Here is a 12247-nt window from a genome sequence, read left to right on the forward strand (position 1 = left end):
AGCCATAATGACGGAACAACAGAATCAATCCGCCGTGGTTGAAGAGACCAGGGAGGCCGTGGACACGACGTCACAGCCAGAAAATAACGTAGAAAAGAAAAACGGCGGCAGTAAAACCAGCCTCGCGCTGAGCGCAATAGCTATTGCTATCGCCCTCGCCGCTGGCATAGGTCTTTATGGCCTGACGAAGACCCAGGCAACCCGCCAGAGCGAAGCCAGCGCCGGGCTATCCAGCCAGATCGCCGCGCTGCAAAAAGCCCAGGAAAGCCAAAAAAGCGAACTCGAAGGCATTATTAAGCAGCAGGCCGACCAGTTGACGGAAGCGCAGCGTCAGCAGGAGGCTCTGGCGAAGAAGCTGGAAGAAGTTCAGGAGAAGGTTGCGGTTATTTCCGGCAGCGACGCAAAAACCTGGCTGCTCGCGCAGGCGGATTTCCTCGTGAAACTGGCCGGACGTAAGCTATGGAGCGATCAGGACGTAACGACCGCTGCCGCGCTGCTGAAAAGCGCCGACGCCAGCCTCGCCGATATGAACGATCCGAGCCTGATCGCCGCGCGTCGCGCCATTACCGACGATATTGCCTCGCTTTCTGCCGTGAGTCAGGTCGACTACGACGGCATCATTCTGAAGGTGAACCAGCTCGCCAACCAGATCGATAATCTCCGTCTGGCGGACAACAACGATGACGACACGCCGATGGATTCCGATAGCGATGAGCTATCCAGCTCCATTACCGAATGGCGTGTAAACCTGCAAAAAAGCTGGCAGAACTTTATGGACAGCTTTATTACCGTTCGCCGCCGCGATGAAACCGCCGTGCCGCTGCTGGCGCCGAACCAGGACGTCTACCTGCGCGAAAATATTCGCTCCCGTCTGCTGGTCGCAGCGCAGGCTGTCCCTCGCCATCAGGAAGAAACCTACAAACAGGCTCTGGATAACGTCTCGACCTGGGTTCGCGCTTACTACGACACGGAAGACGCCACCACCAAAGCCTTCCTTGAGGATGTGGATAAGCTCAGCCAGCAAAGCATCACCATGAACGTACCGGAAAACCTGCAAAGCCAGGCGCTGCTTGAGAAACTAATGCAGACGCGAGTGCGTAATCTGATGGCGCAGCCGGCTGAACCCCAGACCAGCGCGCCGGCACCTGCCCCTGCACCTGCAGCCCACGCGCCAACGCCTGCGCCACAAGGAGAGTAACGCATGTTGAAAATTCTCTTACTCTTCGCGCTGCTGCTTGCCGGGATTGTGGTCGGGCCGATGATCGCGGGTCATCAGGGCTACGTGCTAATCCAGACCGATAACTACAATATTGAAACCAGCGTGACCGGGCTTGCGATCATCCTGATCCTCACCATGGTGGTACTGTTTGCCATTGAGTGGCTACTGCGGCGGATTTTCCGCACCGGCGCGCACACCCGCGGCTGGTTCGTTGGCCGTAAGCGTCGTCGCGCCCGTAAGCAAACCGAGCAGGCGCTGCTGAAGCTGGCGGAAGGTGATTACCAGCAGGTTGAGAAGCTGATGGCGAAAAATGCCGATCACGCTGAACAGCCCGTTGTGAATTACCTGCTGGCAGCGGAAGCCGCCCAGCAGCGTGGAGATGAAGCTCGCGCTAACCAGCATCTGGAGCGCGCTGCTGAATTAGCCGGTGACGATCTGATCCCTGTCGAAATAACCCGCGTACGTCTGCAGCTGGCGCGTAATGAAAACCACGCCGCCCGCCACGGTATTGACAGGCTGCTGGAGATCACGCCGCGTCATCCGGAGGTTCTGCGCCTTGCCGAGCAGGCCTACATCCGTACCGGCGCCTGGAATTCGCTGTTGGATATCATTCCGTCAATGGCGAAAGCCAACGTCAGCGATGAAGAGCATCGCGCTGAGCTGGAACAGCTGGCGTGGATTGGTCTGATGGATAAAACGCTGGCCGACGGCGGCAGCGAAGGTTTGCGCGACTGGTGGAAAAGCCAGAGCCGTAAAACCCGCAGCCAGGTGGCGCTACAGGTGGCGATGGCGAATCGTCTTATCGAAAGCGACGATCATGATACCGCGCAGCAAATTATTATCGAAGGTCTGAAAAAGCACTATGACGACCGTCTGGTTATGCCGATTCCGCGGCTGAAAACCAATAACCCTGAGCAGCTGGAAAAAGTGCTGCGTCAACAGCTTAAAACGGTCGGCGATCGTCCGCTGCTGTGGAGTACGCTGGGGCAATCGCTGATGCGCCACGGTGAGTGGCAGGAGGCCAGCATCGCGTTCCGCGCAGCCCTCAAGCAGCGCCCGGATGCGTTTGACTACGCATGGCTTGCGGATACTCTTGACCGCCTGCATCAGCCGGAAGAAGCGGCGACGATGCGTCGCGACGGCCTGCTGTTAACCCTGCAAAACAATCCGCAGCAGTAATGTCACTCTCGCCTCCGCCGGGGGCGAGAATCACTTCCTCTCCCGCCTGAACGTTTCCCGCTCCGAAAAGAAAAAAACGCCTGCTCTGAAACCAGGGCAGGCGTTAAAACAGGTCTGTTTGACAACAAATTGGGTGCTTCACTCAACGTAGTGTCCATGGTGTTTGATGAGGCTATATGCTTCATCCTTCACGCTGTCTCTTCGTTAGCTGCACACGCTCACTCCAGTCACTTACCTTTGTAAGCTCCTGGGGATTCCCGTGCTGGCCGTCTCGACACATCATGAATGATTTAGCATATAAAATGCGACATCTGTCAGTGGACGATAAGCACCGTAAAACGGCTCTGCATCATTCCTGAGTTTATGAGGCACTAAGGCGAACATAAGAGATGGAATGAGCATCTACCCGATTATTATCGCACAGGATCAGGAGAAGATGCATCTATCTGAACAAAGAATTGGGACTATTCTGGACAATAAATGACGTCAGGGTTAACGAAGTATTGTTTGCGATATCAGGGAGATAAACGTTTTTTTGCAGAATCAGAAAACAAAAAACCCCGCCGAAGCGGGGTTCAAAATTGGTCGGCGAGAGAGGATTCGAACCTCCGACCCACTGGTCCCAAACCAGTTGCGCTACCAAGCTGCGCTACTCGCCGATGTACTGCTTTTTTGAATTTTTAGTTCAATTCTTTATAAAGTCGTGGTGCGAGGGGGGGGACTTGAACCCCCACGTCCGTAAGGACACTAACACCTGAAGCTAGCGCGTCTACCAATTCCGCCACCTTCGCAATTTCACAACTTTCTAAATAATGGGGTGGCTAATGGGATTCGAACCCACGACAACTGGAATCACAATCCAGGGCTCTACCAACTGAGCTATAGCCACCACTGCAAATCTTTTACGCGGTATTGAAACCACCGCAGCTCCAGCACCGGGTAAATGGTGCGCCCGACAGGATTCGAACCTGAGACCTCTGCCTCCGGAGGGCAGCGCTCTATCCAGCTGAGCTACGGGCGCTTAGCGCCGTTGCGGGGTCGGATAATACGGACTTCCTACCCCGCTGTCTAGTGCCTTTTAAAAGAAAATTATCGTTTGCTCATGCTTTGTGCGTTTTGTCGCTTATTACGCCACATTATCAACATTTCCGCGTCGACCAAGGCCAAATACCTTATAAATAAGCGTCACGGCGGCGAGGAAAATAATTCCGACAAAGAGCGACATACGCGTATCGTCGTTAAATCCCATCCCTATCAGCACGCATACCAGGAACGCCATGGTTAAATAGTTTGCCCACGGGAATAGCAGCGAGCGGAAAGGATGGCTGGCCATCGCTTCTTTATGTACCAGACGAAAACGTAGCTGGCTAATCAGAATTACGAACCATGGCACCATTCCCGGCAGCACGCTGGCGCTGTAGACGTAAACAAATACCCGCTGTGGATTAGGAATAATGTAGTTCAGGCACGAACCGACCAGCAGAATCAGGATCGACAGCGCCACGCCCGCCGACGGCACGCCGTTGCGCGAAACTCTGGCGATGGCCGCAGGCAGCTGGCGATTTTTTGCCAGCGCGTAGAGCATCCGTCCACAGCTATACATTCCGCTGTTACAACCGGAAAGCGCCGCCGTCAGCACCACAAAGTTGATAATCCCTGCCGCTGCGGTGATACCGATTTTGGCAAAGGTCAGCACGAACGGACTGCCGTTGGAGCCTATCTGATCCCACGGGAAAATAGTGACGATCACAAAAATCGCCCCGACATAGAAAATCAGGATTCGCCACAGCACTTTGCCGACCGCGCTACGCAGAGTGACCTGCGGATTTTTCGCTTCACCGGCGGTGATCCCGATAAGCTCGACGCCCTGATAGGAAGCGACCACGATGCATAGCGCCGTCAGAAAGCCCTTCCAGCCGCCGGCAAAGAAACCGCCGTGCTCGGTCAGATTGCTAAAGCCAATGGAGTGTCCGCCGTTGCCAAAGCCAAAGAAGATGACGCCCAGCCCCACCACGATCATGACAATAATGGTGGTCACTTTAATCATGGCAAACCAGAATTCAATTTCGCCGTACAGACGTACCGCCGCCAGATTCGCCAGCGCGACCAGCCCAACCGCGATAAGCGCCGGTATCCACTGCGCCATCTCCGGGAACCAGAACTGGACATAGACCCCGATCGCCGTAATCTCCGATATCCCGACCGCCATCCACATAAACCAGTAGGACCAGGCGGTCAGATAGCCAAAAAACGGGCTCATATAGCGGTGCGCATAAACAGCGAACGAGCCGGTAACCGGTTCGAGGAACAGCATTTCGCCCATCGAACGCATAATAAAGAAGACGAAGAGCCCCGCGATAATATACGCCAGCAGAACCGAAGGTCCGGCCCACTTCAGCGTACTTGCCGCCCCCATAAATAGTCCCACGCCAATCGTGCCGCCAAGGGCGATTAGCTCAATGTGCCGCGCCTCCAGTCCCCGCTGAAGTTCCGCTTTTTTCTCAGTCATATAGCCTCTTGTGTTTGCCCTGCTCCGGATTTAAGCGCATCCCAGGCGAGATGGGCTTATGCCGGTTATTTTTATGAACGAATAGCCCTGCCTGCGCGACGGTAAACCTGACCGTCGCGTTTTAAGCATGCGAATGGTTAATGAATTTGAGGGAAATGGCAAATAAAGTATCAGGCGAGTGAAGACATTACACAGAATATCCAGGTAAACCCGCCCGCTCGCAGTGGAATATCAAAGCTTATCGGTATAATACCAGCGTAAATAGCGCAGCAGACGCGCCTGCCTTTTTATTCGGCTCGGCTGCGAAACCAGGCGATAAAACCACTCCAGCCCCAGGTCCTGCCAGAACTTCGGCGCTCGCTGAACATGGCCGGTAAAGACATCGTAGGTTCCGCCTACGCCCATATAAAGCGCCTGCGGATAAACTTCCCGGCAATCGCGCATCAGGATCTCCTGACGCGGCGACCCCATCGCCACGGTGACGATCTTCGCCCCGCTATCGCGAATACGTTCAAACAGCGCCTGACGCTGGTCAGCAGCGAAATAGCCGTCCTGGCTGCCGACGATGTTTACGTTCCAGCGCTGGCGAAGCTGCTGTTCCGTCTGCGCCAGCACTTCGGGCTTACCGCCGATCAGAAATACCGGCGTTCCCTGAGCGCCAGCGCGCGCCATCAGCGCTTCCCATAAATCAGCCCCGGCGACGCGCGATACCTGCGCCTGAGGGTATTTTTTACGTAATGAGCGCACCACGCTGATGCCGTCAGCATATTTAAACTCTGCGGCTTCGATCAGCGCCCGAACTTCGGGGTTATCCTCTACCGCCAGCATCTTCTCTGCATTAATCGCCACCAGCGTACCCGTACGGATCTCGCCATCGGCATACAGATAGTCCAGAGCATGTTGCATATCGCGCCAACCAATGAGTTGCAACCCTCTCAGCAGGTACAACGGCGCGGATGTAGTCTCAGTCATGTACACCCTTATCAGACTTGAGGTTGCGTCAGCGGTTTAGCCCGCTTATGAATCAGCCCGACGCTATCGAGGAACCAGTACAGCAGTTTCGCCGCCAGTAGGCAGATCCCAAAGATAACGAGGAAAAAAACCACGCGAGAGCCAAAGGAATCCAGCCCTTCACGCGCCAGCACGATCATGTTGAAGATAGCGCCAAAACAGAAACTGTGCAGGATCGCCGCTTTATAGCGGTTCGTTTCCCGGTTGCCAAGCTCGTACAGCCAGTCAAACCATTTAATAATCAGCCCAACCGCTACCGCGCCCAGCGGCACGAACCAGACGCCCCCCATCACCACCAGCGAGCCAATCAGGGTTGGCGAAATCGCCAGGCCAGAATGGTTATTCAGCACTTCCCAGGTGAAATAGTTCGCGGTATTGAGCACCATTGTCGGTCGACCGTGCCACAACCAGCTGGGGATAAAAACATAGAAATCGCGGACGATTGGCGCCAGGCCCTGAAACTCAATCTTGTCGTAATTTTGCAGCAGCAGAGCCAGGTTCTCCCACGGCGAGAAGGTATCGCGGGTCAGATAGAGGAAAGTATAAAACGCTTCATCGCCGCTGACGTTCATTCCGTAGCGTTTGAGCGCCAGCCAGAACATGCCGACGATGCCCAGTACGCCCGCCGCCGCCAGCATCCACAGGCTTATCCAGCCGCGAATGATGCCAATAAACAGGAAGATGGCAAACGCAATGATGATATTCGCCCGGGTCCCGCCAACGATGGCGTAAGTCAGCAGACCAAATGCGACGGTGCTGACGAGGAAGAATATCCACGCTTTATAATCCTGACGCAGAAAATAGACCACCAGCATTGCCGGAATGAAAAAGTAGAAGAAACGCTTTAGCGCCACGCCGGAAACTTCGCTGGAGAAGATCTGGCTATAGGAGTTGAGCTTGAATAACAGAAAGCCGTTATGCGCAAAGAAGATCCCGACGCAGAGCAGCGCCAGTCCCAGCAAAATCCCCCAGGCCAGATGGGTCTCCACGCGGTTCATCGTAAACAGCGGACGATGCTGATGGCTCTGCGCCGCCGAGCGTAGCCGCGTTTTATAAGTCACGTAGTAAACCGCATAAAAACAGACGGAAACCAGCAGAGTTTGCAACAGAATTTCCGGCGGGGCGACCGCCACGTCGAAGCGAAACACCAGAATACTGGTCAGCGGAAAGCCAAAGAAAAAGGTCAGCAGAAACAGCAGCGAGAAAAAGACGTTGAAGTTGAAGCGCACCCGACGAAATTCAAACCAGGTGGCGGTGGCGATAAAAAGCGTCGACAGCAGCCAAACCAGCAGCAGTCCGCTAAATTGCATTAATGTCATGCATCCACCCCCGCGGCAATCCGCAACGCCCGTCGCCAGCCCGTCAGATAATTAGGACGGAAGAAGGCAATCTGATTCTTATCCACGCCGGCCAGCTGGCGCTGCGCTTCACGCACCACGGCCGCGTCCAGCGTATCGCTGGTAAAGAGTACCGGAATATGCTGCTCCGACATATCCTGCCAGAAGGGATTCTCCCGGTTCAGCACGCAGGGGATCCCCGCCTGAATCAGCAGACACAGCGTGCCGATCCCCTGCTGGCGGGCAAACAGGAAGTAGCCAAGATCGCAGCGGCGCAGCAGGGCCAGATAGTCATCAAACGCCAGCTTATCGCCCAGTACCTGAAGATGCGGCGGGCTGAACAGCGCCGCGCCGGCCGCGCGAACTTCATTGATGTAGTCGCTATTATTGGCCGGATAACCCATCGGCACGACAACGTTGACCGTATCGCCAAACTGCTGATGAATCGCGCGCAGCGCGGCGATATGCTCGTTGCTGCGGTCGCCGGAATTCCCCACCAGGATAGTCAGCGTCTCGCCGCGCGGCGCGCTTTCAGCAAGCGAGTTCAGCGCCGGATCCATGCGGGTCGGGAAATAGAGCAATTCGCCCGGCACGCCCGAATGCCGGGCGGCGAACCAACTGAGATCGCCGCGGGTCGCAAAGACGCGCCCTACCCGCCCCTGCGCCAGGCGCCGCAGCGGATAAAACAAGCGAAACTTCAGGCTGGCGGAATTCTCATACAGATCCGCGCCCCAGATGTGCCAGTTAAACTGCGCCGGGCGGATCCCCCCGCTGAGCAGCGCCAGCCACAGGCCGGTATTAAACTGGCCGTGAAAGAAAAAGCGCTGCTGCCGGTTCGCCTTTGCCAGCGCGATAACCGCCTTTGCCAGCGACTTCTTCCCCGGATAGCAGCTGATGGAGAGCGCGGGGTACGCTTCGCGAATTCCTGTCGCATCACCGACGACCATAAACAGGCGAGCCTGCTCGTCATTGACGGCCAGCTCATCATTAAAGAACCGTAGAACGGTCTGGTTGTGGTGCGGGATATCCGATCCCAGTACATGTATCAGTGCTGTCATGCCCGTTTACGCCAAAGTAAAAACACGCCGCTACAGAGGGCGAAATAAACAATATAAGTAGCCATATACGCCTGCGCCGCGCCGATAGCGCCGTGCGCCGGTATAAGCCAGTGCGAGAATGCGGTCAACAGCGTGAACTGGCTGATTTCCGTCAGAATATAAAAACGCAGCGAGGCTTTGGCGATCACCAGATAGCCATAAACATATGCCCCGACCTTCAACACATCGCCCACCAACTGCCAGGCAAACAGATCGCGCATTGCCGTAAAGCGGTCGGAAAACAGCAGCCAGATAGCGAAATCGCGCAGCAGCCATACGGTCAGGCTGGCTGCAGCTACCGCCGGGAGAACAAATTTTAACGATTTGCCAATCTCACGGGTGATATCCGCTTTCGCCGTCAAGCGGGACAATGTCGGTAACAGATAAACGCTAAATGATGCGGTAATAAACTGTAAATAGGCATCGGAGATGCTGCTTACCCCCTGCCAGATCCCCACCGCGTCCCAGCCATAGTGGGCCGCCAGCAGGTTACGCATCATCACGTAGGCTACCGGCAGCGTCACCGAAGTAATCAGCGCCATCAGGGTAAATTTCGACAGCTGCCCTGCGAGGCCGTTGTCCCAGCGCGGACGCAGCGCGCTCAGCGGAATATTGCCGCGTCGCCACAGTACGATAGCCGCCGGCACGACCACCAGCGCAGGTACCAGCGCCAGTCCCAGCAATGCGCCCTGATAGCCGCCGAAACGGTAGCAGGCATAGTACGCCGCCACGCCAATCAGGCTCCCGGCGATAAGCGACAGCGCATTGCCCGCCGCATCGCGAAACCCCTTCATCAGCGCTAACAGGAAGTTCGCCCAGGCAATGCCCATCTGTACCAGCGCTACCAGCCGTACCAGATTCTGATAATGCTGATGACCGAACAGACCCTGGCTTATCGGCGCCGCCGCCAGCAGGAATATCAGCGCCAGCAGGGTGGAGAACCCCAGCACCATCGCTGAAGCGGTGCCGACGACGTTGTGCAACTGCCGGCGATCGTCATGATGCTGGGCTACCAGCTTCGTGACGCCGTTAAAGATTCCGGCCCCCGCCAGCACGCCAAGCACGGTCACCAGCTGGCGGAAGTTGCCCGCCTGCCCCACGCCTGCCGGGCCGAACGACACCGCCAGCAGTTTAACCACCAGCAGACCGGCGCCGATTTTGACCAGCGTGGACGCTGCGGTCCACAGAGAAGCTTTAGCCAGCGACATATCAGGAGAAATAGCTCAGCAGCGAGTTAATCACCGTGCGCTGGTTTACGCTCGACAGGTTGTAGAATAACGGCAAACGCAGCAGGCGTTCGCTCTCCTGAGTCGTGAAGCGATCCGTCCCGTGGAACACGCCGAAATTCTCCCCGGCCGGGCAGCTATGCAGCGGAATATAGTGGAACACGGCCAGAATCTCCGCCTCTTTCAGCCAGGCAATCAGCTTACTGCGATCGTCAATATCGCGCAGCTTGATGTAGAACATATGCGCATTGTGCCCGCAGTCGGCGGGCACGATCGGCAGATCGATACGCCCGGCGCGCGCCAGCGGCAGCAGGGCCTCGTAATAGTTCTGCCACAGCGCCAGGCGCTGCTGGTTAATTCGCTCCGCCGCTTCCAGCTGCGCCCACAGATAGGCCGCCTGTAAATCGGACATCAGGTAGCTGGAGCCGATATCACGCCAGGTGTATTTATCCACCAGACCACGGAAAAACTGGCTGCGGTTGGTGCCTTTTTCTCGAATGATCTCCGCGCGCTCTACCAGCTTGCGATCGTTAATCAGCGTCGCGCCGCCTTCACCGCCCGCGGTGTAGTTTTTTGTTTCATGGAAGCTGAAGCAGCCAATATGGCCGATAGTACCGAGCGCCCGGCCTTTATAGGTCGACATCACGCCCTGAGCGGCATCTTCCACGACAAACAGATTATGTTTGCTGGCGATAGCCATAATGGTGTCCATTTCGCAGGCCACGCCGGCGTAGTGGACCGGCACAATCGCGCGGGTTTTGTCGGTGATCGCCGCTTCAATCAGCGTTTCATCAATATTCATGGTGTCGCGACGAATATCAACGAAGACGATTTTTGCGCCACGCAGCACAAAGGCGTTGGCGGTGGAGACGAAGGTATAGCTCGGCATAATCACTTCATCGCCCGGCTGGATATCCAGCAGCAGCGCCGCCATTTCCAGCGAAGCGGTGCAGGACGGCGTCAGCAGGGCTTTGGCAGTACCGAAGCGCTGCTCCATCCACTGCTGGCAGCGGCGGGTAAAACCGCCATCGCCGCACAGCTTGCCGCTTCCCATCGCGGACTGCATATAATCAAGCTCGGTTCCCACCACCGGCGGCGCGTTAAATGGAATCATCATGTCACCTGTATAACCAGTACGCGGTGCTTTCGACATTCGCACCGCTAAGAATGTAACGTTTAAGCGCGGCGGTGTTGCCCATCTGGGTCGCCACCCGCAGTGTCTTCAGCCCGCGCAGCGCGGTCCAGCCCTGAGCTGCCTGCATTAATTCCGCTCCTGCTCCGCGTCCGGCCAGCAGGCCAATCCTTGCCTCGTGCGCGCTAAGCTGGCGCAGGGAGACAAACGCGCGGATATCGCCGCCAGGGGCGCGAAACACCAGACATTGATGATCGAAGGTGCCGCGCACCGCATTTTCAATCCACTGGGCATAGAAACGGCCGCTGGCATCGGCTGCGTACCAGGGCGCGCGAAAACGGCTCTGCGCAAAGGCCAGCGCTGCCAGTTCACGCAGCCGGGGAATATCCGCCTCGGTCGCCGGCTCGGCGCCACTATCACCATAAGCGGCTGGCGAAAGCGCGAGATCGACCTCGCCCTCCACCAGTCGGAAGCCCAATGCCTGCAGCGCATCCAGGCGTGCGGTATCATCCGCCGCAACTTTCGCCTGTACCCGCGACCAGTTCGCCAGCGCGTCCACCGTCAGCGGCGGCGCATCATCGCCAAAGCGCAGGATAGCGCTATTGACGCCGAAGAAGCGGTTCTCCCACTCCAGGGACTCAATACTGGCGCGGGCGGGCACGGAGTAAATCCAGTAAGTATTGACCGTAGCCGGTTTTTTCCAGCCGTTTCGCCGCGCGCTTCACGCCGTCGTCGTCCAGCCAGCCGTTGCGCCAGGCGATCTCTTCCAGGCAGGCAATCTTGAAACCCTGACGCTTTTCCACCGTTTGCACAAACATGCTGGCTTCGATCAGGCTATCGTGCGTGCCGGTATCGAGCCAGGCAAAACCGCGGCCCAGCAGCTCAACCGTTAGCGCGCCATCGTCGAGATACATTTGATTGATGGAGGTGATCTCCAGCTCGCCGCGCGCCGAGGGTTTAACCCGTTTTGCGTATTCCGCGACTTTACCGTCGTAGAAATAGAGGCCGGTTACCGCCCAGTTGGATTTGGGCTGCTTTGGCTTCTCCTCCAGCGAAATCGCGCGGAAATCGTCATCAAACTCCACCACGCCAAAGCGTTCCGGGTCCATCACCTGATAACCAAACACCGTCGCCCCGGAAGTGCGGGACGCGACGCTACGGAGCTTCGGGCTAAAACCCTGGCCGAAAAAGATATTATCGCCGAGCACCAGGCATGAGGGCTCACCGTTGAGGAACGCCTCGCCGATGATAAAGGCCTGCGCCAGCCCGTCCGGGCTTGGCTGCGCGGCGTAGCTGAGCTGAACGCCGAACTCCGAACCATCGCCAAGCAGGCGCTGGAAATCGCGCTGGTCGTCCGGGGTGGTAATGATCAGCACTTCGCGAATCCCGGCCAGCATCAGCACCGAGAGCGGATAGTAGATCATCGGCTTATCGTAGATGGGTAGCAGCTGTTTTGAGACGCCGCGCGTGATCGGATGCAGGCGGGTACCCGATCCGCCTGCCAGAATAATACCTTTCATTTTACCCCCTCAAGCGC

General features: G+C 56.9%; 10 protein-coding genes and 4 tRNA genes. 2 read left to right on the forward strand and 12 right to left on the reverse strand.

Going from position 1 to position 12247, the window contains the following annotated elements:
• Window positions 1-7: 7 nt before the first annotated feature.
• Both hemX and hemY read left to right on the forward strand, forming a co-directional pair.
• Complete coding sequence (gene hemX, locus HMPREF3178_RS09235; RefSeq protein ID WP_004107672.1) at window positions 8-1198, forward strand: uroporphyrinogen-III C-methyltransferase; 1191 nt, start codon at window positions 8-10, stop codon at window positions 1196-1198.
• A 3-nt stretch (window positions 1199-1201) separates the two neighbouring features.
• Complete coding sequence (gene hemY, locus HMPREF3178_RS09240) at window positions 1202-2398, forward strand: protoheme IX biogenesis protein HemY (protein ID WP_004107671.1); 1197 nt, start codon at window positions 1202-1204, stop codon at window positions 2396-2398.
• A 582-nt stretch (window positions 2399-2980) separates the two neighbouring features.
• Here the strand turns inward: hemY and HMPREF3178_RS09245 are convergent.
• From HMPREF3178_RS09245 to rfbA, 12 genes are all read right to left on the reverse strand, one after another.
• A tRNA-Pro gene (locus HMPREF3178_RS09245) sits at window positions 2981-3057 on the reverse strand.
• A 45-nt stretch (window positions 3058-3102) separates the two neighbouring features.
• A tRNA-Leu gene (locus HMPREF3178_RS09250) sits at window positions 3103-3189 on the reverse strand.
• A gap of 22 nt (window positions 3190-3211) precedes the next feature.
• Window positions 3212-3287: transfer RNA gene (locus tag HMPREF3178_RS09255), tRNA-His, on the reverse strand.
• Window positions 3288-3342: 55 nt separating this feature from the next.
• A tRNA-Arg gene (locus tag HMPREF3178_RS09260) sits at window positions 3343-3419 on the reverse strand.
• Window positions 3420-3524: 105 nt separating this feature from the next.
• The gene (thrP, locus tag HMPREF3178_RS09265) at window positions 3525-4907 is read right to left on the reverse strand and encodes a bifunctional threonine/serine APC transporter ThrP (RefSeq protein ID WP_004107670.1); all 1383 of its coding nucleotides are present in this window, start codon (window positions 4905-4907) and stop codon (window positions 3525-3527) included.
• A gap of 231 nt (window positions 4908-5138) precedes the next feature.
• A complete protein-coding gene (gene wecG, locus HMPREF3178_RS09270; RefSeq protein WP_004107669.1) occupies window positions 5139-5879 on the reverse strand; it encodes a lipopolysaccharide N-acetylmannosaminouronosyltransferase in 741 nt (246 codons plus the stop codon).
• An 11-nt stretch (window positions 5880-5890) separates the two neighbouring features.
• Complete coding sequence (gene wzyE / locus HMPREF3178_RS09275) at window positions 5891-7237, reverse strand: ECA oligosaccharide polymerase (protein WP_004116984.1); 1347 nt, start codon at window positions 7235-7237, stop codon at window positions 5891-5893.
• A complete protein-coding gene (locus HMPREF3178_RS09280; RefSeq protein WP_004107664.1) occupies window positions 7234-8313 on the reverse strand; it encodes a TDP-N-acetylfucosamine:lipid II N-acetylfucosaminyltransferase in 1080 nt (359 codons plus the stop codon). The genes wzyE and HMPREF3178_RS09280 overlap by 4 nt, the downstream gene beginning before the upstream one ends.
• Window positions 8310-9560 (reverse strand): lipid III flippase WzxE, encoded by a 1251-nt coding sequence (gene wzxE / locus HMPREF3178_RS09285; protein ID WP_004107662.1) that lies wholly within the window; start codon window positions 9558-9560, stop codon window positions 8310-8312. The genes HMPREF3178_RS09280 and wzxE overlap by 4 nt, the downstream gene beginning before the upstream one ends.
• 1 nt (window position 9561) lies before the next feature.
• Complete coding sequence (rffA, locus tag HMPREF3178_RS09290) at window positions 9562-10692, reverse strand: dTDP-4-amino-4,6-dideoxygalactose transaminase (protein WP_004116980.1); 1131 nt, start codon at window positions 10690-10692, stop codon at window positions 9562-9564.
• A gap of 4 nt (window positions 10693-10696) precedes the next feature.
• Window positions 10697-11371, reverse strand: coding sequence for a dTDP-4-amino-4,6-dideoxy-D-galactose acyltransferase (rffC, locus tag HMPREF3178_RS09295; protein WP_016808209.1), 675 nt, complete (start codon window positions 11369-11371; stop codon window positions 10697-10699).
• On the reverse strand, window positions 11349-12230 hold the full coding sequence (rfbA, locus tag HMPREF3178_RS09300) for a glucose-1-phosphate thymidylyltransferase RfbA (protein ID WP_004107659.1): 882 nt from the start codon (window positions 12228-12230) through the stop codon (window positions 11349-11351). Before rfbA ends, rffC begins: the two co-directional genes overlap by 23 nt.
• Between the last annotated feature and the right edge of the window lie 17 nt (window positions 12231-12247).

The sequence above is a fragment of the Klebsiella sp. HMSC09D12 genome, assembly GCF_001808475.1.
Taxonomy (GTDB): domain Bacteria; phylum Pseudomonadota; class Gammaproteobacteria; order Enterobacterales; family Enterobacteriaceae; genus Klebsiella; species Klebsiella oxytoca.

Coding starts and splice junctions, on each gene's coding strand:
- hemX (WP_004107672.1), top strand. CDS start 8: ATGACGGAACAACAGAATCAATCCGCCGTGGTTGAAGAGACCAGGGAG.
- hemY (WP_004107671.1), top strand. CDS start 1,202: ATGTTGAAAATTCTCTTACTCTTCGCGCTGCTGCTTGCCGGGATTGTG.
- thrP (WP_004107670.1), bottom strand. CDS start 4,907: ATGACTGAGAAAAAAGCGGAACTTCAGCGGGGACTGGAGGCGCGGCAC.
- wecG (WP_004107669.1), bottom strand. CDS start 5,879: ATGACTGAGACTACATCCGCGCCGTTGTACCTGCTGAGAGGGTTGCAA.
- wzyE (WP_004116984.1), bottom strand. CDS start 7,237: ATGACATTAATGCAATTTAGCGGACTGCTGCTGGTTTGGCTGCTGTCG.
- HMPREF3178_RS09280 (WP_004107664.1), bottom strand. CDS start 8,313: ATGACAGCACTGATACATGTACTGGGATCGGATATCCCGCACCACAAC.
- wzxE (WP_004107662.1), bottom strand. CDS start 9,560: ATGTCGCTGGCTAAAGCTTCTCTGTGGACCGCAGCGTCCACGCTGGTC.
- rffA (WP_004116980.1), bottom strand. CDS start 10,692: ATGATTCCATTTAACGCGCCGCCGGTGGTGGGAACCGAGCTTGATTAT.
- rfbA (WP_004107659.1), bottom strand. CDS start 12,230: ATGAAAGGTATTATTCTGGCAGGCGGATCGGGTACCCGCCTGCATCCG.